The organism is Colwellia sp. SU-HH00943, assembly GCF_057546125.1.
In genome coordinates this window covers 44,922-63,991 of sequence record NZ_BAAJLW010000003.1, presented here as the reverse complement: position 1 = coordinate 63,991, position 19,070 = coordinate 44,922, and the positions used below count along the sequence as shown (strand labels likewise).

The following is a 19,070-nucleotide window of genomic DNA, read 5'->3' as shown; positions in this document are numbered from 1 at the left end:
AGGACGTAAATAAAATTTTCTATAAAAGGGATTACAATGAAGTTGAACACACTCAGGATTTTGACATTATTACTTTTCTTAACACCACATAGTGCTTTTTCAAAACAGACATACAACTTACAGCATAATCAGATACAGCCCGAAAAAACATATAAACAACCAAGAGTCCAAAAGGATTCGAAAAGTTTTATTGGCTGTGTTGAATACACTGTTTCATATATAGTTGTGTCCACAGAAGATAGTGAACGTAGAGACAATGCTCTGTTCGCAGCTACAGAGAACAAAAAATCGTATGGTGATGAACGCACTACTTGCTACAACGCAAACGGTGATTGGGTCCAATTATATGGCAATTCAGAACTAGTCGATAAGGTTTGGTACTTTAGAGATACGAATGAGGAATACACTTTCTTTAAAACGGGTGTTCTGAAATTTTCACTAAATGATACGCCTGAACCAGAAGGATTCACTGAACTTGCGATAAAAAATGTTATAAAGTCAAGTGAAACAAAGAAATTGTTGGGGTATGAGACTGTTAGGGTTACGGTAAAAATAGAATCTGGAACGGTAACCAATTATTGGATCAGCGAAGAATTAATTAGGAATCCTGCTTCGTATAAAAACAATAAATTTGGCTATGCAGATAAACTCTTTGGTGCTGTTCGAGGTATCCCACTACTGGAAGAAAAGAATGTATCCGATTTTTTAATTACTATAAAAGAAGCAATCAATATTAAAAAGGGCGAACCAGATGAGGGAGTTTTTATCCTGCCAGCGGTGGATTTGTACGAATGGTAGAGCCCGTTAGTGGCACAAATAAGTAAATCAAAAGGAGGGATATTTGTTAGAGTTCATGCCTATTGAAAATTGGATAATAATGCTGGCCGTGATATTAATCTCGCTTTATCCAACGTTCTTTAAAGGGAAAGTAGAAGTTGGAAAACTTAAACCTAGAAAGCTCTTAGCTTTATTTGGAGTTCTGACTGCTGGCTTTGCTTTCCTCATCCTATATGGTCATTTTACAGGCCGTTTTGATGGTGATGAAAGTGTTGCTGATGAAAGTGTTGCTGATGAAAGTGTTGCTGATGAAAGTGTTGCTTGGCTAGTCATATAGAAATCAGCTTAGTCGGAGGAACTATTGCTCTTTTCGGTGAGGGGTATTTGGTTAAAGGTAAATATAATGACAAATACATCGAGTTCTATACACCTTGGTCTGGTCTCAAAAAAGAGAAATGGAGCACTTTAACCGAAGTAAAGCACCATGCATTAAATGCTTACTACACACTACGTTTTGAAAATGGAACGATTATAAGAGTGAGTGATACCTTAGTAGGTGCCCCAGAATTAGTAGAGCACTTAGATGCTCTCGGTATTAACATTGATTAGAATGAAGTTTAGTCCGCAATTGGCTAACTACCGACTTTATCGATTGTACGATTACGTCAGAACCTATATTAAAAATTATTAGTTCAGGTATGCGTTATTACAGCTTAATAATTCAATTTGCTCTAAAACCCATAAAGTAAAAACTAATTAGTAAAACCTATACAATAAATTCTAAGGTTAATAACCGTGTTTTCTCATAAAATCCGTTTGCTCATCTAGTTCAACATCAAAGGTTTTTTCAGCTAAAGTTTTACCATCAAGCTCTATTGTCATGCGCCATAAGCCAATTTTATTTTCTAAAGGCAGCCATATACAATCCCCCAAATAAAAATCCCAGTTATTGTTGTTTATATAAACTTCACCCTCAAATGGCGCCATGACATGACCGTTATCATCAGGGATATTAGGGTGATAAATGGTATAGGTTAGCTTTTGACCTTTAGCTTTTTTGGCATTAAAAGTGAAACCAAATTCCACATCTTCTTTCGCTGTCACTTTAGTGCTAAATTCAATAACTTTAGGAAGTTCTTTCGACTGAGCATCCCAACGTTCATATATGCCATAACTCGTTATGCTATAGGATGATTTTTGTTTTGCCATAGTATTAAACAGAATATTTGTGTAGTAATTGCGATTGAATTAAATATTTGTCCATTGAGTAACATTCACTAATAAACATTCTCAAGTAATTGCTAACAAGTGAATGTTCACACGTGAATTAGTAATAAATGAATATAAAGAGAAACTATTTTTTAGTCTTCTTCTTACGCATAATGACAAATAGCAAAATAGCCAGAGTGATAATTGCAATATTCCCTACTGCAATATAAATAATGGTTTGCAGGTTTTTCTCTTCTTCTGCTTGCTCTTGCGCTAACTTTGCTTGCTCTAGTTGCATTTTTTGTTCGGCCATCAACTGATCTGCAGTATTAATGCTAGCACTATCTTCACTGCTATTTTCTTCGTTAGTATTTTCACCCATCTTTGGCGAAAATTGGTTTGCGCTGGCTTTTACGTTAAAGCTAAACTCTGGTACCACGAGACGGAACTCTCTACCTAAATGTGTCTTACCAAAAGCATTCATGCTTATTCGGTGTACCCCACCTTCGGTATAGCGAATATCTTTAAGTCTTGTTTCACCTTGCTGATCATCCATGATAGAAAATGGCTCAACTTGTCTATCAGGAAAAGTCACTTTACCTTGGAATACTAAACTGTCTGGCTGCACATACGTTGGATCAATTGTCACAGTCAGTTCATGGGGAATGTCTTCTGTTTCAGAGGTTTTCACCGAAAAACTAATAGGAGTTTTCTGTAAAACTATCGGCTTTTGTCGCAACTCACGTGTGGCCATCGGTAAACGAACTAAATAAACGGGTTGCCACTCCCCAGGCGCAAAGTTTAATTCAAACTCACCAGTGAAAATACCGTCAGCAGCATACTCATCTAGATTTTCGCCGTCATCTCTAAATGAGGTTACTTTTATCGCATCTGCGCCAAAATTTTCATATTGTGAATTATTCGTACTATAGAAGTGCACATCAAGTTTCACCACATTTCGAAAATTAGGTGTATCGATATTATCTTCGTCATTAAAGAGCTTACCACTAACTTTGAGTGTTTCCCCCTCAAGTACAACTTCGGGTAAAGGATCAACAGCTATTTTGACATCTGAAACAATTAAGATTTGGCTATGAGGCAATATATCGCCAATTGCCTGCCATGGCCCTGGCATTGGTTTTTGAATTTTAATCATGTCAAAGGTGCTATCATCATGCCATTGCACTTTACTATGATCAAAATTATTAACCCTTATTTTACTGCCGTCAGGGCGCACCAAAATAATAGGTTTGCTACCTCGAGTACGGTAGAAAAGTAAGGTTACTTCATCAAGCTCTGCATCAATACGAAACCTGTTATCAAAATAAGGGATTTGATTGGTGACATTATCTGATTGGTATTTAACTTCTGTACGCTTGAGCTTACTTGTTTCATCTTGCGCCGTGGCTTGGGGCACACTCAAGAAAATAGAAGAGAAAAAAACACTTAACGCAATTAGTTGTCTTGTACCCAAAGTGGTTCTCCCCCTTTTTCTTTCACAATAGTTAATCTTTCTTGATGAGCTATCATTTCATCGGCAGATGCACTAATAACCTTTAATTTTTCTCGCTGTGCACTCAAACGTCTTATAGCATTGGCATCACTATTACTGTGCTCACCAACTGATAAGTTTAACGTGGACTGCTTACGCGTCATTTCAATATAAACAAACGCAAGCAATTGGGCATCAATTAATGCCCCGTGATATGTACGATCAATTAGGCCATCAACTTTATAAAAACGCGCTAAATAATCTAAGGTTTTTGGTGAGCCAAATTCATCTTTTGAAACATGCAGCGTATCCGTTACCGTACACACATCAGCTGTCATAGGTACTTTAGGCCTCGACCGGTTTTCGAAATTAACCAAGGCAAACTCGTGATCCATAAAACCAACGTCAAACTTTGCATTATGAATAACTAATTCAGCACCACGAATAAAGTTTATAAAATCATCCACCACTTCAGAAAAAACAGGTTTATCATCTAAAAACTCATTAGTTAAACCATGAACATTGATAACTTCCTGCTCCATTTGCAGCACTTGCCCACGGTTATCTAATGGTTTTATATAGGCGTGATAAGTTCTACCCGTTAGCTGACGATTGATCATTTCTACGCAACCAATTTCAACGATACGATGCCCTTCTTTTGGATTAATACCGGTAGTTTCAGTATCAAGAATAACAAGACGCTGTTCTTGTTTGTCAGAGTTGTTTAACTGAGCTGAAGTTTCGTTCACTATTATTTAGCCTTAACTTTATGTCTAAAAATAACAATGCCTTATTTTTCTGGCACTTTTTGTGGGAATTCTTGTAAGTTGACCTTAAGCCTCGCACTGCTATAACACATTAATATCAGTGTAAAGGTAATCACAGCTTGCGTTACTAGCCATGACATTGATGACAATTGCCAATAAAAATAACCGATAACATGCATCAGTAAATCAAACAACAACGCTAAGGTTATTATGACACGGCTATATTGCCAACTCCACTGTACCCATGGCGGAGCATCAGGACGGCGCAAACTAATAACCAGTAAAGTAAATAAGCCTATACTCCCTGAAAATAAGCTTAGATAAAACAAGGCAGTATCAGGGTAAATCCACTGAATAAAACTGACTCTATCACGCATATTCGTCACTGACATTAGCCAAACCACATAGCCACGCAAAGTAAACAAAACAGCTAGGTAAAACCACTTAGATAATTTTAAGCAGTCATAACTATCAAAGTCTTGTACTGAATATTGTTGATAAAGGTGCTGACGCTTATTACGACTACTTGCCATTCTGAGTATTCTGCAAATTTCTTTCTTTTTGTAAGCATTGATAGCCCGCCGAAAGGGCTTTTACCGCTTTTGAGCTAAATTCTCGCTTATATAGGGTATAAACTACCCATAAGCTCATAATAATGAGCAACACTGGATGGAAAAACCAACACATTGCAGCTAAAGCAAAATAATAAGAACGAAGGCCATAATTATACGAGTGCGCCGCTTGATCATGCACAGTTGCCACTTGCTCAGCATAAGCTATCAAGTTGTCATTTCCCCCATTTAAATCAATGGGCAGTGCGCCAATCATGACATTCACGAAACCATATTGACGCATAGACCAAGTAAATTGAAAAAACGATAAAACAAAAATAAACGCCAGCAAACTTAATTTAAGCTGAATGGTTAAATGGCTTGCATAGGCAGCAAAAGGTAACGACGAAATAACGCTCTCTAACGTGTCTATTTTTGCAAAAAGTGTTAATAAACCCGCGAGTATTAACAAAGTACTTGAGGCAAAAAATGCAATATTTCGCTCTAAATTAGCCAATAAAGCAGCTTCACCCACTCTGATTTCTTTTGATATTGCCTCATACATCCAATGAATTCTGTGTTGGTGCAAACTTCGAGCAATACAGTTCGTCGTTTTAGCTTTCTTTTTAGAAAAATAAGTATAACCAGACCATGATAAAAAGAAGGTCAGTAAAGCAATAATATCGATGATTGAAAACGGCATGCGAATAACTCATAAAATAAGAACTTAACAATATTAACCCCTTGCTCCAATACTGCAACTAAATCAGTAGAAAATTGTATTTCAGCAGAAAAAAAGTACGGTTTATCGACTATATTTTGACAATACACCTATGCTTACTCAAGCTATTGCACTTTATTACAATTTTAAACTTTCTTCTTATAGGCTTGTTAATGTCTTTAGTTCGCGGATTTTTTCATAAAAAATTATTTTTTGTTTCACTATTTTTTACCCTAATTTCAAGCCAAGCCGCCCAAAGTAATGGGCTTTTAGAAAATAATAACATTATTATTCCTCGCACTGAGGGGGCAATATCTATAGACGCTAATCTAGACGAAGCACAATGGAAACATGCTAGAAAGGTTAGTATCAATATTGTTACTCGCCCTTATGACAACACCCCGAGCCCCATAGATACCCAAGCTTTATTACTTGAAGATGGCGAAACACTATATATCGCCTTTATTGCACAAGATCCTAACCCCAAAGAAATTCGTGCATTTTTAAGAGACAGAGACAGAAGCTGGGGAGATGACTTAGTAGGTGTCAAATTAGATACATACAATGATCAACGTACCGCTTACCGATTTTTAGTAAACCCTTTAGGTGCCCAAATTGATGGTATTGAAAGTGAAGTCACTAAAAAAGAAAGTGATTCATGGGATGGTATATGGCAAAGCGCAGGCAAGTTAACTCCTCAAGGCTATATCGTTGAAATGGCTCTTCCTTTAAGAATGCTTAACTTTGATGAAACTAAACAAAAGCAACAATGGGGTATAGAGTTACTACGTTTTTATCCCAGAGAACAAACGTTGAGACTATCTAATGTGCGTTTAGATAGAGGGAATAGCTGTGAACTATGTCAATTAGCCACAGCAAGTGGTTTTGAAGGTGCTAAACAAGGTAATAATTTAACCATTACACCTTCACTTGTTGCTTCCGCCGCTGAAGCAATCGATGATGACGGTGTATGGCAAAGCGAAAATGACATAGAACCAAGTCTAGATGTTCGATGGGGAATAACGCCTGATTTATTACTCAATGCCACTATCAACCCTGATTTTTCAACCGTTGAAACAGACAGCGCACGTTTAAACATCAACAACAACTTTGCATTATTTTATGATGAAAAGAGGCCTTTCTTTCTTGATAATCAAGACTACTTTGATTCAAATTACAACCTTGTATACACCCGAAATATAAATGCCCCTAATTATGGTGCAAAGCTAACGGGTCGTCATCAATCACATTCCTTCGGTATATTTTTAACTGATGATGAAAATACAAATATTCTTATCCCAGGCAATAGAGCTTCTACTATAGCGACTATTGAAGCAGAATCAAAAGCTGCCGCCTTACGTTATCGAAATAACTTTAATGACAATATAACCTTAGGCTGGACAAGTACCCTAAGAACCAGCGAGAACTATGAAAACAGTGTTCATGGTGTCGATGCAAGATTCCGACTTTCCACCGAAGATGTGATTAAATTTCAAGCGTTGCATTCCAACACTCAATACCCTGATGATTTATTTGAACAGTTTTGTGACAGTGAAAATATTGAAGATTGCAACTCCCCTGAAGAGGAAAACGACTGTGATTTAACTAACTGTTACTATAATGAACCCATACTTAGAACTCTCAATTCAGAGCCATTTGCAGGTCATGCTTTTAAAGCCTCTTATGATCATACAGATAGCAAATGGCAGTATTTTGCTAGACACGAACAACAAAGCGAAGGTTTTAGAGGCGACTTAGGTTTTATCTCACGGGTTGATTATAGAAAAAGTGTATTAGGCGGAAATCGCAAGTGGTATGCAGAAGAAGGCCATTGGTGGACTCAATTTAAAATACGGTCAGATTGGGATATTACTCATAACAGCAATAAAGAATTAATTGAGAAAGAGTTTGAACTACACGCTGAACTAACAGCCAGTTACAACTCTTTTATCAGGTTGTCTTATACTGACAAAGATAAAGTTGGCAGCCGGATAGATAAAAGCTCACTCGCCATTGATGGCAATACTACACTGTTTAACGAAAACCATATCGAGTTATATGGCAAAATAAAACCCATACTTGGCTTACAATTAAAAGCGACAGCTTCTTATGGTGATTCCATAGACTATAGAAATAATCGCTTGGGTCAACGAAAGCAAATAATTCCAAGTATAGACTGGAACATTAACGAACACCTTGAAATAAGACTAAAGCAAACTTTCAGACGCCTTGATGCTGATAACGCTAACGTTTTTATAGCTCGTCTAACTGACTTACGAGCCACCTATCAATTTAATATTCAAAGCTTTATTCGCCTAAGTATTATTTATCATAATACCCATAGAAATGTTGATAATTACATTTACAGTGATCCCGATGATATAGACAGTATCAGTAAGGACTTCTCAAGTGAATTACTCTACGCCTATAAAATTAATCCACAAACGGTTTTCTATATCGGCTATTCAGATCACCATGCCAGCAATACAAGCTTTAGTGAATTAAGCCAAGATTCGCAAAGTGCCTTTATGAAATTTAGTTACGCATGGATAAAGTAGCTAGGTTGATTTAAAGAAAAGTAAACATTGTGTTAAAGGTGAAAATTTGTAACAATTTACCGTATAAAAATTGCCGCTAATATACTGACTAATCAAGTAAATTTAGCGAGTAAATGCAAATGATAATAATTATAATTTTACGGAAAACACATGCTAAAACTAAGCTGGAAATGCTTAATTTTGCTTTTACTGACTACCTTATGTTTTTCATCAGAAAATGTACATGCTGTAGAAACTTCAGAAATCAAAGCAAACAACCACATACATAAAAAAGCAATTAAACCACAACCAACAGCAAAGGTTGACCAAAGCGCTGCTAATATAAATGTACCCTACAGCAAAGGGGTTGTTACACTTGATGGTGATTTAACAGAAAGTATTTGGCAACAAGCTTCATCTGTTGAATTAAACCTCGTCAATAGTCCATGGGATAACCTACCTAGCCCAGTTAAAACAACGGCTAAACTTGTTGAAGATGGCGAATTTTTATATTTCGCTTTTATTGCTCACGATCCTGATCCAAGCAAAATTCAAGGTTTTTTAACAGATAGAGACAATGCTTGGTCGCATGACTTAGTGGGTGTTAAGCTCGACACACACAACAACAGACGTTTAAATTATGAGTTTTTTGTTAACCCCTATGGCGTTCAAAATGATGCAACCTTTAATGAAATTACCGGTGAAGCCAATACTTCTTGGGACGGTATTTGGCATGCCTTCGGTAAAAAAACAGCCCAAGGCTACCAAGTAGAAATAGCAATTCCATATAATATTTTAAATTTTAAAGATGACGGTAAAGAAAAGAAATGGGCTATAGAGCTTGTAAGGCTTTACCCAAGAGATCCTAAATTACGCATTTCTCATGTACCAATAGATCGTGATAACCCCTGTTGGTTATGCCAATACCCTGAAGCGGTTGGCTTTACTAATGCTCAAATAGGAAAGAACTTAAGGTTAACCCCTAGCATTACAGCAACGAGAGACGAGTCTCGCGATATTTATGATCCAAATGATGATTGGCAAAGCGAAAATAATGTTGAAGCGGGGTTAGATTTACGTTGGGGCATCAATACCAGCAACCTGCTCAATGTCACACTAAACCCTGATTTTTCTGCGGTAGAAAGTGATAGCGCGCAATTAAATGTTAATACTACTTTTTCATTATTCTATGAAGAAAAACGTGCTTTCTTTCTTGAAAATAATGACTATTTCAGTTCCGACTTTGATCTCGTGTATACCAGAAATATTGCCGATCCTGATTACGGTGCAAAATTTACTGGACGTACTAATAAGCATAGCTACGGCGTTTTTATTACCAATGATACTGAAACCAATATACTGCTGCCGGGCAACCTAGAGTCAGACATACAAACTCTCGATGAAGAGAGTTACTCAAGTGCGCTACGCTATAGGTTCGATTACAATGATGATTTCACCATAGGCGCTATAGCGACTTTACGCTCGGCAGATAGCTATCATAACTATGTTACAGGTGTTGATGGCTTATACCGTATAACAGAGTCTGACACCATTAAAGGCCAACTTTTACTATCAGACACTCTATATTCACCAGAGCTAGCCTTAGCTGACTTAACTCATTCAGACAAGAGCAGTACATTTACCGATCAGGCGTTTAAACTGAACTACAATCACAGTTCAGAATACTGGGATTTAGGCTTATCACACCAAACCATTGGTGCTGACTTTAGAGCTGATTTAGGCTTTATGCCTAAGGCAGATATTAAAATTTCAGATGCCTTTATCGAGAGAAACTTTTATGGTGAACAGGATGGCTTTTGGCAAAATGCTGAAATCTCTGCCCAATGGTCGATCGTTCATAATATTAATGATGAACTGATCGAACGTGAATTATCTTCAAAGTTTTATATTGATGGTCCATTACAATCTCAATTTGAATTAAACTTAGTCCATGGCGAGAAAGTTGGTCGACGTTTTGATGATACTATCAGTGATATCGATGGCAACACAACGTCATTTAACGAAGACCAAGCCATATTATTTACTAGTATAACGCCTAATAATCGCCTTTATTTCTCAGTAGAGTTAACACTAGGTGATAAAATTGATTATACCAACAACAGGTTAGGCGATTTAGTGCAACTGGATGGTAATTTTACCTTTTTTATAACCGACCATTTAGAGTTTGATCTTTACCAAACTTACAGCAAGCTCGATGCTGACAATGAAATGGGTAATAGTGATAATGTTTACGTTGCAAATATCTCCGAGCTGCGCCTTTCCTACCAGTTTAATGTGTATAGCTATTTAAAATTCAGCTTAATTTACAATGATATTGACATAAACACTGCTAACACCATTGACGATTACTCAACACTAAATAAAGATTTATCAAGCCAGTTAATTTATGCTTATAAACTTAACCCACAAACGGTATTTTTCTTAGGCTACTCAGATAATAGTTTTCAAGATGATGATTTAACAAGCCTAGAGCGAGCAGAGCGTACTTTCTTTACTAAAATCAGTTATGCTTGGTCACCTTAATTCAGAATTCAGCAAGGTAAAAATTAAAGTTTACTTTAACCTTAATTTTTATCCGTAATAGAGAAAGAGATTAGACAAAGAGATGATGATGAAAAATAAACTAGCCATTTTAACACCACTTTGCTTATCAATATTGTTACTTTCAGCATGCAATGAAAGTGCAGAGCCTGAAATTTCAGCGGCTAAAACGCAAAAGCACACGCAGATATCGCCAGAAAGCACTTCGCCTGTAAAACCAACTTTTAGCGCTGAACAATTATTAGGAAGTTGGCAGGTAGAGAGTATTGAAAGCAACCCCGTCATCGATAGAAGCCCTGCCCGTATAGTTTTTTCTGAGCATCAGCGCCTTAGTGGCTCTGCAAGTTGTAATAATTTCTCCACCAGTTACACATTAAACAATCAAGAACTTACCGTTAAGCCAACAGCAGTAACAAGAAAAATGTGTACAGAAACGTTAATGGATCAAGAAACCCGCTTTCTGATAGCTCTAGCTAAGGTTAGTAACTATAAGCTAGAGCAAGATATGCTGTATTTACTTGGCTCTGAAAAGCAAGTGTTATTTAAAGCCGTTAAAGTTATGGAAAAGTAGTTTACGTAATTAATCTATCTTTTCTGATATCAATCACTACGGTTGCTGAAATTTTATCATGGATAGCTTGCCTGTTTGGATCCCAATAAATTTGTAAGAAACCAAGTAAGCCAGTCGCTAAGCCAGCACCGTAGCCACCATATCGACCAAAACTATCCCATAAAGATATGGCGGTTCCGTCCAGTTGTATCACTCGAATACCCACTAACTTCTTACCAATCGTTTGTCCATGCCATAAGGCAATAGAGACAGTGAAGTAAAAGGTAGCCCAACCAAAACCTAAGCCTAAATCATTAATGATACCTTTCACCCATTCAATCAAGGAGTATACCGGTTTATCTTTGCTATCTGTATTATCTGAGTTATCTGACTTCGCTAACGATTCCAGTTCAACATCTAGTTTATCTTCGTCTAAAGCTGCTAGTTTCTCGGCGCTATCAGTTACAGCCTTTTCTGTGAGTAATCTTAGTTCGTCATGATAAGTGCTATACATAATATCAACTAACTGAGTTTGCTCACTCATCGTTAACTCTGTGGTTTCAACAATATCACTAAACATACCATCAAGTTGCTCAGAAGAGACGCTAATATCCGCTTCAAAACTCATATTTGCCATTTCTGTTGCTACTAACCTCAACTCTTTTTGCCAACAAGTAAACACCTTACATTCACTGTCTGCAATTCTTGCTATCACCGCAATAGCATAGCCCGTAGTCAGTAACGTTTGCTCGAGAGATAACGGCTCGCCGTCTACAGAGACAGCTGTTGCTGATTCTTCAATACCAAAACCTTTTAATAAGGGGGGTAAAGTATCAAGCAATACCAAAAACACCATAAAAGCCGCGACAAAACGCAAAACAGCGCGACGTTTAAAGCCTGTGATTTTGCCACGAACTTGTGCTCGTTTCTTATTACCTAAACGGTACAAAGTAGCGGCAATAGCAAGCGCTAAAATACCACCAGAGATTTCTGCTAAAAATGCTACTAAGAGCATATCAATTAGCAATGCTATGCCTCGTTTACTTGGTGAAGCTAGCGGTAAACCAAAAAGTGAATGTTCCATTTTAAATGCAAATGGCGTTAGAAAATGTTTTGTTTCTTCTTCAGATAACTCATAGGAAAGGCTTTGTTTCGCTGGTTGCTCGTCACCCTCATTTTTAACAAGCTCTGGTAAGCTCATAAACATTTTCCTTTTTTATTTTGATTTAATAAAAAGCTAATAGTTTTTTCTCGTTAAAGCAATGCTTTAATGCCTTCCCCTAAGCCAGCTAACGTTAGTGGAAACATTTTTCTATCTACTAATTGCGACATAATATTAATAGACGGGTAATACGGCCATTGAATCTCAGCCTGTGGGTTTAACCATATTACATCATCAAAATGCTCAGTGAGCCTATTCATCCACACACTACCTGCTTCTTCATTCCAATGCTCAACACTGCCACCAGGATAAGTGATTTCATAAGGACCCATAGTGGCATCACCGACAAAAATAACTTTATAGTCTCGACTGTAGGTATGTAGTACTTGTAGTAAATCAATTTCCTCTTGATGACGACGGGAATTATCTTTCCAGACACTCTCATATAGACAATTATGAAAATAAAAAAACTCGAGATGCTTAAATTCACCATGAATGGCAGAAAATAACTGTTCACAGACTTTAATATGATCATCCATTGAACCACCCACATCAAAAAACATTAACACTTTAATAGCATTATGGCGCTGTGGTTTCATTTTTATATCAAGGAAGCCCGCATTACGTGCGGTTGCTGAAATCGTATCATCAAGATCTAGCTCTTCACTACTACCGGTGCGAGCAAATTGCCTTAACTTACGCAAAGCAACTTTCATGTTTCTTGTGCCTATTTCCACATTAGCATCTAAATTTTTAAATTGTCGTTTATCCCAAACTTTGGTAGCTCTTCGATGCCTTGAGTTATCCTGGCCTATACGAACACCTTCTGGGTTGTAACCGTAAGCCCCAAAAGGTGAAGTACCGCCTGTACCTATCCACTTATTGCCACCTTGATGTCGTTTCTCTTGTTCTTTTAAGCGCTTGGCCAATGTTTCCATTAATTTATCTAAACCGCCAAGTGCTTCAATCTCTGCTTTTTCCTTATCAGTTAGCTGTTTTTCAAACTGTTTTCTTAACCAATCCTCTGGAATCTTATTTAAATCTAACTCAAGGCTAGCAACGCCCTGAAAATAATCAGCAAAAGCGCGATCGAATTTATCAAAGTGCGCTTCATCTTTTACTAAAATGGTGCGGCTTAGTGCATAGAAATCATCAATATTCGCAAAGACCACTTTTTGCTCTAATGCTCGAATCAAATCAAGCAATTCGCGTATTGTGCAAGGTACTCGGTATTCACGTACTTTGGTAAAAAAGTCAATTAACATAATTAAAGCGAATACCTTACTAGCGGTTACCTTGATGAATAAAGGCTAACTTTTCAAACAAGTGAACATCTTGTTCATTTTTTAATAATGCGCCATGAAGTGGTGGAATCACTTTTTTCTGCCTTGTTTCATGTAAGACTTCAGGTGAAATATCTTCCGCTAACAACAATTTCAACCAGTCAATCAACTCTGACGTTGATGGCTTTTTCTTTAAGCCAGGAATATCACGTAAATCAAAAAATAGTGCTAATGCTTCATCAAGTAGTTTTTGCTTAATTTTTGGGAAATGTACATCAACAATAGCTTGCATTTCAGTTTTTTCAGGAAAGTTAATATAGTGAAAAAAACAGCGTCTTAAAAAAGCATCTGGCAATTCTTTTTCATTATTAGAAGTAATGATAATAATCGGCCTCTGTTTAGCGACAACCTTTTCTTGAGTTTCATAAACAAAAAACTCCATTTTATCGAGTTCTAAGAGTAAATCATTAGGGAACTCAATGTCCGCTTTATCAATTTCATCAATGAGCAATACGGGTCGCTTATCCGCTGTGAAGGCATGCCATAACTTCCCCTTGATAATATAGTTAGCAATATCTTTAACTTTTTCATCCCCTAACTGACTATCTCTTAGGCGTGAAACCGCGTCATATTCATATAAACCCTGTTGCGCTTTTGTCGTTGATTTTATATGCCATGGAATAAGATCCACACCTAAACTGGTTGCTAATTCTTCCGCTAACATGGTTTTACCTGTACCTGGCTCCCCTTTAATTAATAAAGGCCGCTCTAACGCAATAGCGGCGTTAACCGCTAGTTGTAACTCATGTGAAGCAATATAGTTATTTGTACCTTGAAATGCGCTCATAGTTGTTTTCCAGAATCGAATAAATTAGCAGTCAAATAGATATGATATAAAGTTGATTACATATTCCTTAAAAGCATATAACTTATAACAAAATATCACTTCTTTTTCTGCGATAACTGTCTAATCTTAACAAACTAACTTAAGTGAACATAGTCACAGGATTTTACCATGTCTAACATATTCAAAGATAATTCAACGTCTATAGGAAATACCCCTTTAGTAAAACTTAACCGTGTTATAGCCAGTGAAAACAGTGATGGCACACCTACAGCAACTGTACTAGCCAAAGTTGAAGCAAGAAACCCTAGCTTTAGTGTTAAGTGCCGAATCGGTGCTAACATGGTTTGGGATGCAGAAGAAAAAGGCTTACTAAAAGAAGGTTGTGAAATTGTTGAGCCAACAAGTGGTAATACAGGTATTGCATTAGCATTTGTAGCTGCTGCCCGTGGTTATGCTATTACGTTAACTATGCCTAGCACAATGAGTTTAGAGCGTCGTAAACTACTCACTGCTTTAGGTGCAAAAGTAGAATTAACTGATGGCGCCAAAGGCATGAATGGTGCTATTGCGAAGGCACAAGAAATCAAAGATTCAAACCCTGAAAAATATGTTTTATTAGGACAGTTTGATAACCCAGCTAACCCACAAATTCATGAGCAAACTACTGGCCCAGAAATTTGGAATGACACTGATGGTAATGTAGACATCTTTGTTGCTGGTGTTGGTACTGGTGGTACTATTACAGGTACTAGTCGCTACTTAAAACTCACTAAAGGCAAAGCGATTACTTCAGTTGCCGTTGAACCAACTGACTCTCCAGTTATTGGTCAAAAGCTTGCTGGTGAAGAGTTAACTCCTGGTCCTCATAAAATTCAAGGTATTGGTGCTGGTTTTATCCCTGGTAACTTAGATCTTGAAATGATTGATGCTGTAGAGCAAGTATCTAATGAAGATGCAATGGCCATGGCACACCGTTTGATGAAAGAAGAAGGTATCCTTGCTGGTATTTCATCGGGTGCAGCAGTTATTGCAGCAAAACGTCTTGCTGAGCTTCCAGAGAACTCAGGTAAAACAATTGTTGTTGTACTACCTAGTTCTGCAGAGCGTTACTTATCAAGTGCTTTATTTAGTGATAGCTTTTCTGACAAAGAATTAGTTCAGTAATTTTACTTAACTACTGAAAATAAAAGGTGCTTAGGCACCTTTTTTATTGTCTGTTTTTATTAAAAACAAGCATATACACTGTTGTTATTATTAAACTTAGGTTATGCTTAAAAAATTGTTAACTGTTAATATAGTACCTCACAGCATGTTCAAAACTAACTTTTTCGCTCTCTGTGTCATTTTTCTTCTCAGTGCTTGTAGTCAAGAAAAAGAAATCACAAAAATAGATAATCCTGAACTAGTCGCTGTTGCTTTTTTCAATGCTATATACAACGAGAAAGACGTCAAAAAAGCTGCATCAGTATGTTCTCCAAAGCTTGCTCGATTGATTCTGCACTACAAATCACCTAATGCAGTTGCGCGCCACCTTTTTAATATGTCATATGACAAAGTGGAGGTTAAGCCTGATACTAGTGGCGTAAAAATAAGAGAGCAATTTAAAAACAAGGCCGCTATCACACTTTACTTTGATGGCTACTATCAAGATGACCGCATCAAAAATGTTAAACGCTTATCGCTAATTCAAGTAGATGGTGGTAAATGGGTAATAGATAAAATATTGAAAGATCCATTCTAATTTTTTAATAACAAGCTAACTTACTGAAATATTAGTCAGTTTTCTTTAGCTTTGATCATAGCGGTTTTTAGATTTAACTAGGAAAGGTTTAAGAGCAAGAAAATAAGTATTTAACTAATTAATATAAGATAAAAATAAACTAGCGCTTAACTTGTCAACAACTTAACAAGCTAAGCACTTTAAACGTTTATTGTAATTTATCAACTGCAGCGCCAACCCCTGCCATACCTTGGTTTATCTCAACAAAAATACCATCAACTTGCGAAACAAGTTCAGTTCCTTCTTCCGCTTTGGCTTGAGTTTCAATAATATTCTTAGACAATGCGGTAGATAAGGCGTCATTATTTTTAACAACATCGGATATTTCAGAAGTGGAAGTACTGGTTCTCGCCGCTAATTGTCTAACTTCATCAGCTACAACGGCAAAGCCTCGACCTTGATCACCAGCCCTTGCCGCCTCAATTGCAGCATTTAATGCGAGTAAGTTAGTTTGATCCGCAATGGCTGAAATAGTACTGACAATATTTGTAATTTTATCCGACTGTTCATTAATTGCTGAAATGTCATTAGCAACAATCTCAACGTTTTGTGTTATCTCATCCATGATGGCAACACTCTTAGCTAAAACTTCTTTACCATGCTCTGAAACCTGTTCTGTTTCTGTCACCGTTGAATGAACTGCCTCTGAAGCATTTTTATTGTTAGAGATCCTTTCTGTGACATCAGTGGCAAACTTTACAACACGAATTAACTCACCATTATCATTTACAATTGGGTTATAGCTAGCTTCGAGCCATAAAACATTACCATAAGCATCTCTGCGTTCAAATAATCCTTGAACAAACTGGCCTCTATTTAAGTCAGACCAAAGCGTTCTATATTCATTGCTTGCCACCAACTCAGGAGAGCAGAACATTTTATGATGTTTCCCTTGAATATCAGCTAAGCTATAACCTGTCGTTTTTAAAAAGTTATCATTTGCTTCTATTATAGTGCCATCTAGTTCAAAAAAGATAATCGCTGCTGAGCGTTCTAAAGCATTTAAAACACCATTTTGAATATTCGACTTTTCAACAAACGATGTAATATCACTAGCAATTTTTACTACAGATTGTATATTTCCTGCGTCATCTTTTACAGCGTTATAGCTTGCTTCTAGCCACAAAGGGGTGCCACTTTTGGTAAAACGTAGGTATCGGTCGCTGACTGACTTTCCTGCTGCAAGCTGTTGCCAAAATTGACTATACTCACTTGAGGACGCATAAGTCTTATCACAAAAAATACTGTGATGCTCCCCTTTGATTTCATCCAAGGAATATCCAACAGCATTTAAAAAGTTTGTGTTAGCATCTAAAATATAGCCTGTAGGTGTAAACTCAATAAAGGCAACAGAGTTCTTTAGACTATCTAAAATATGTTGAGATTTATTTTCCTCAATTTGCCTAGCAGTAGGCGCTGTATCAACTTCAGTCTTATTAAAAAAGAACCCCATGTATTTCTCTCCCTCAATGTTTAGGATAAATAAGTATAATTACCTAACTAAGTAAACCCTAATTACTTCCTGGTAATATTAAGCACTGTAATAATTATGTAACAATTAGATAATTCAATAAAGTATCATTATCAGTTGTACATTAATACTAAATTACATCACTAATTTTTATTTAACTACATAGGGTTACGTTTACTTAGTTTTATACTTAATATTTTTAGCCAAAATTACACTATTGGCTAACGCTTAATAATTATGTCAATAAGGGTATAGTGAAAATATTTGAAATTATCAAGGTGATGAAACAGTTATACCAATTTGATTAAATTTCTTCCTTACTCAGAGCTATGCTCGATGTTCAATAACAAGGCAAATTTTTTTAGGTTTAGTCATTCTAAATCAAATAAATTTAACGAAGTTAGTGGGCATCGAGCAAGCTCCCAAAGGGCGAGTTTAAAAGGCTTACATGCTGCGTTATTGATTTTGACAAGGGAATAACCATTCTCTTCAATCAATGCTTTGCCTCTAAGCCTTTTAATTCTCGCTGAGTGGGAAAGAACTTAATCAACTTGGTATTAGCTTGATAAATTTGATTGATATGGGCTTTAGCGGGGAACAATAAGCTTTTAGCATAGCTAAGTCATCTAGATAACGAGCCAAGAACTATAATTTGAAGATGTAATTATATGATGAAGTACAAGATTGAATAAGAAAGTGGAAAGATTTGAAAATAAAGATGGTACCCGGAGACGGACTTGAACCGTCACGCTCTATGAGCGAGGGATTTTAAATCCCTTGTGTCTACCAATTCCACCACCCGGGCATCGGATAATATTTTTTATAGTAGGCTTGGTTTCCTACTTATATTGTCTTTGAACAATATTACTGATTAACCCTAAATTTGGAGCGGCTAACGAGACTCGAACTCGTGACATTCACGTTGGCAACGTGATGCTCTACCAGCTGAGCTACAGCCGCTTATCACTTAAACGTTCATTTCGCTAAAAATGAGCGCGCATTCTAGCGTAACTAATTTCCTTTGACAAGCCAAAAGCAACACTAAAATTAACAATTTACTCAACATCTTTGTTGATGAAATGGTACCCGGAGACGGACTTGAACCGTCACGCTCTATGAGCGAGGGATTTTAAATCCCTTGTGTCTACCAATTCCACCACCCGGGCAAAATGGAGGCGGGTCCCGGAGTCGAACCGAGGTCCACGGATTTGCAATCCGCTGCATAGCCACTCTGCCAACCCGCCATTTTATCAACACCGAGTTGAGTGATTTACAAACTAAAATTGGAGCGGCTAACGAGACTCGAACTCGTGACATTCACGTTGGCAACGTGATGCTCTACCAACTGAGCTACAGCCGCT

At 37.0% G+C, this 19,070-nt stretch carries 17 protein-coding genes and 5 tRNA genes; 8 read left to right on the top strand and 14 right to left on the bottom strand.

All coding sequences use genetic code 11. From position 1 onward, the window contains the following. The first annotated feature begins 36 nt into the window (after positions 1–36). From AC27GZ_RS08835 to AC27GZ_RS08825, 3 genes are read left to right on the top strand one after another with little or no spacing between them, the layout of a single operon-like run. Positions 37–798, top strand: coding sequence for a hypothetical protein (locus AC27GZ_RS08835; RefSeq protein ID WP_487094596.1), 762 nt, complete (start codon positions 37–39; stop codon positions 796–798). Positions 799–841: 43 nt separating this feature from the next. Further along, the gene (locus AC27GZ_RS08830) at positions 842–1,114 is read left to right on the top strand and encodes a hypothetical protein (RefSeq protein WP_487094595.1); all 273 of its coding nucleotides are present in this window, start codon (positions 842–844) and stop codon (positions 1,112–1,114) included. After that, the gene (locus tag AC27GZ_RS08825) at positions 1,099–1,386 is read left to right on the top strand and encodes a hypothetical protein (RefSeq protein WP_487094594.1); all 288 of its coding nucleotides are present in this window, start codon (positions 1,099–1,101) and stop codon (positions 1,384–1,386) included. The genes AC27GZ_RS08830 and AC27GZ_RS08825 overlap by 16 nt, the downstream gene beginning before the upstream one ends. A 177-nt stretch (positions 1,387–1,563) precedes the next feature. Here the strand turns inward: AC27GZ_RS08825 and AC27GZ_RS08820 are convergent, their stop codons facing one another. The 5 genes from AC27GZ_RS08820 to AC27GZ_RS08800 all read right to left on the bottom strand — a co-directional run bounded on the left by AC27GZ_RS08820 (position 1,564) and on the right by AC27GZ_RS08800 (position 5,499). Next, positions 1,564–1,986: a DUF3859 domain-containing protein gene (locus tag AC27GZ_RS08820; RefSeq protein ID WP_487094593.1), complete on the bottom strand. Its 423-nt coding sequence runs from the start codon at positions 1,984–1,986 to the stop codon at positions 1,564–1,566. 145 nt (positions 1,987–2,131) lie between these two features. Beyond that, positions 2,132–3,460, bottom strand: coding sequence for a TIGR03503 family protein (locus AC27GZ_RS08815; RefSeq protein WP_487094592.1), 1,329 nt, complete (start codon positions 3,458–3,460; stop codon positions 2,132–2,134). Further along, positions 3,442–4,227 carry a DNA polymerase III subunit epsilon gene (gene dnaQ / locus AC27GZ_RS08810; protein WP_487094591.1) on the bottom strand — a complete coding sequence of 262 codons (786 nt, stop codon included), beginning with the start codon at positions 4,225–4,227 and terminating at the stop codon, positions 3,442–3,444. The genes AC27GZ_RS08815 and dnaQ overlap by 19 nt, the downstream gene beginning before the upstream one ends. Before the next feature lie 41 nt (positions 4,228–4,268). After that, complete coding sequence (locus AC27GZ_RS08805; protein WP_487094590.1) at positions 4,269–4,778, bottom strand: DUF2919 family protein; 510 nt, start codon at positions 4,776–4,778, stop codon at positions 4,269–4,271. After that, positions 4,768–5,499 carry a DUF599 domain-containing protein gene (locus tag AC27GZ_RS08800; RefSeq protein WP_487094589.1) on the bottom strand — a complete coding sequence of 244 codons (732 nt, stop codon included), beginning with the start codon at positions 5,497–5,499 and terminating at the stop codon, positions 4,768–4,770. The genes AC27GZ_RS08805 and AC27GZ_RS08800 overlap by 11 nt, the downstream gene beginning before the upstream one ends. A 191-nt stretch (positions 5,500–5,690) precedes the next feature. On the opposite strand from AC27GZ_RS08800, the gene AC27GZ_RS08795 reads away from it, so the two are divergent. The 3 genes from AC27GZ_RS08795 (at position 5,691) to AC27GZ_RS08785 (ending at position 11,187) form a co-directional block, all read left to right on the top strand. Beyond that, entirely contained in the window at positions 5,691–8,075 is a 2,385-nt protein-coding gene (locus AC27GZ_RS08795) for a carbohydrate binding family 9 domain-containing protein (protein ID WP_487094588.1), read from the top strand. A 150-nt stretch (positions 8,076–8,225) separates the two neighbouring features. Further along, entirely contained in the window at positions 8,226–10,598 is a 2,373-nt protein-coding gene (locus tag AC27GZ_RS08790; RefSeq protein WP_487094587.1) for a carbohydrate binding family 9 domain-containing protein, read from the top strand. An 88-nt stretch (positions 10,599–10,686) separates the two neighbouring features. Further along, positions 10,687–11,187 carry an META domain-containing protein gene (locus AC27GZ_RS08785; protein ID WP_487094586.1) on the top strand — a complete coding sequence of 167 codons (501 nt, stop codon included), beginning with the start codon at positions 10,687–10,689 and terminating at the stop codon, positions 11,185–11,187. Position 11,188: 1 nt separating this feature from the next. On the opposite strand, the gene AC27GZ_RS08780 is transcribed toward AC27GZ_RS08785, so the two are convergent. Genes AC27GZ_RS08780 through AC27GZ_RS08770 form a run of 3 tightly spaced genes read right to left on the bottom strand, consistent with a single transcriptional unit; the run spans position 11,189 to position 14,458 of the window. Further along, positions 11,189–12,367, bottom strand: a complete 1,179-nt coding sequence (locus AC27GZ_RS08780) for an RDD family protein (RefSeq protein ID WP_487094585.1) — start codon at positions 12,365–12,367, stop codon at positions 11,189–11,191. 53 nt (positions 12,368–12,420) lie between these two features. Continuing rightward, positions 12,421–13,593 carry a vWA domain-containing protein gene (locus AC27GZ_RS08775; RefSeq protein WP_487094584.1) on the bottom strand — a complete coding sequence of 391 codons (1,173 nt, stop codon included), beginning with the start codon at positions 13,591–13,593 and terminating at the stop codon, positions 12,421–12,423. A gap of 19 nt (positions 13,594–13,612) precedes the next feature. Continuing rightward, complete coding sequence (locus tag AC27GZ_RS08770; protein WP_487094583.1) at positions 13,613–14,458, bottom strand: AAA family ATPase; 846 nt, start codon at positions 14,456–14,458, stop codon at positions 13,613–13,615. Between the two features lie 168 nt (positions 14,459–14,626). On the opposite strand from AC27GZ_RS08770, the gene cysK reads away from it, so the two are divergent. Further along, positions 14,627–15,622 (top strand): cysteine synthase A, encoded by a 996-nt coding sequence (cysK, locus tag AC27GZ_RS08765; RefSeq protein ID WP_487094582.1) that lies wholly within the window; start codon positions 14,627–14,629, stop codon positions 15,620–15,622. A 145-nt stretch (positions 15,623–15,767) separates the two neighbouring features. Then, complete coding sequence (locus AC27GZ_RS08760; protein ID WP_487094581.1) at positions 15,768–16,199, top strand: hypothetical protein; 432 nt, start codon at positions 15,768–15,770, stop codon at positions 16,197–16,199. Positions 16,200–16,386: 187 nt separating this feature from the next. Here AC27GZ_RS08760 and AC27GZ_RS08755 read toward each other — a convergent pair whose 3' ends face one another. The 6 genes from AC27GZ_RS08755 to AC27GZ_RS08730 form a co-directional block, all read right to left on the bottom strand. Continuing rightward, positions 16,387–17,691, bottom strand: coding sequence for a methyl-accepting chemotaxis protein (locus AC27GZ_RS08755; RefSeq protein ID WP_487094580.1), 1,305 nt, complete (start codon positions 17,689–17,691; stop codon positions 16,387–16,389). 737 nt (positions 17,692–18,428) lie between these two features. Continuing rightward, positions 18,429–18,514: transfer RNA gene (locus tag AC27GZ_RS08750), tRNA-Leu, on the bottom strand. 79 nt (positions 18,515–18,593) lie between these two features. Continuing rightward, a tRNA-Gly gene (locus AC27GZ_RS08745) sits at positions 18,594–18,669 on the bottom strand. A 120-nt stretch (positions 18,670–18,789) separates the two neighbouring features. Then, positions 18,790–18,875: transfer RNA gene (locus AC27GZ_RS08740), tRNA-Leu, on the bottom strand. 4 nt (positions 18,876–18,879) lie between these two features. Then, positions 18,880–18,953, bottom strand: a tRNA-Cys gene (locus AC27GZ_RS08735). Between the two features lie 40 nt (positions 18,954–18,993). Then, positions 18,994–19,069, bottom strand: a tRNA-Gly gene (locus tag AC27GZ_RS08730). Position 19,070: the final 1 nt, after the last annotated feature.

Coding starts and splice junctions, on each gene's coding strand:
- AC27GZ_RS08835 (WP_487094596.1), top strand. CDS start 37: ATGAAGTTGAACACACTCAGGATTTTGACATTATTACTTTTCTTAACA.
- AC27GZ_RS08820 (WP_487094593.1), bottom strand. CDS start 1,986: ATGGCAAAACAAAAATCATCCTATAGCATAACGAGTTATGGCATATAT.
- AC27GZ_RS08805 (WP_487094590.1), bottom strand. CDS start 4,778: ATGGCAAGTAGTCGTAATAAGCGTCAGCACCTTTATCAACAATATTCA.
- AC27GZ_RS08800 (WP_487094589.1), bottom strand. CDS start 5,499: ATGCCGTTTTCAATCATCGATATTATTGCTTTACTGACCTTCTTTTTA.
- AC27GZ_RS08795 (WP_487094588.1), top strand. CDS start 5,691: ATGTCTTTAGTTCGCGGATTTTTTCATAAAAAATTATTTTTTGTTTCA.
- AC27GZ_RS08790 (WP_487094587.1), top strand. CDS start 8,226: ATGCTAAAACTAAGCTGGAAATGCTTAATTTTGCTTTTACTGACTACC.
- AC27GZ_RS08785 (WP_487094586.1), top strand. CDS start 10,687: ATGAAAAATAAACTAGCCATTTTAACACCACTTTGCTTATCAATATTG.
- AC27GZ_RS08780 (WP_487094585.1), bottom strand. CDS start 12,367: ATGAGCTTACCAGAGCTTGTTAAAAATGAGGGTGACGAGCAACCAGCG.
- AC27GZ_RS08775 (WP_487094584.1), bottom strand. CDS start 13,593: ATGTTAATTGACTTTTTTACCAAAGTACGTGAATACCGAGTACCTTGC.
- AC27GZ_RS08770 (WP_487094583.1), bottom strand. CDS start 14,458: ATGAGCGCATTTCAAGGTACAAATAACTATATTGCTTCACATGAGTTA.
- cysK (WP_487094582.1), top strand. CDS start 14,627: ATGTCTAACATATTCAAAGATAATTCAACGTCTATAGGAAATACCCCT.
- AC27GZ_RS08760 (WP_487094581.1), top strand. CDS start 15,768: ATGTTCAAAACTAACTTTTTCGCTCTCTGTGTCATTTTTCTTCTCAGT.
- AC27GZ_RS08755 (WP_487094580.1), bottom strand. CDS start 17,691: ATGGGGTTCTTTTTTAATAAGACTGAAGTTGATACAGCGCCTACTGCT.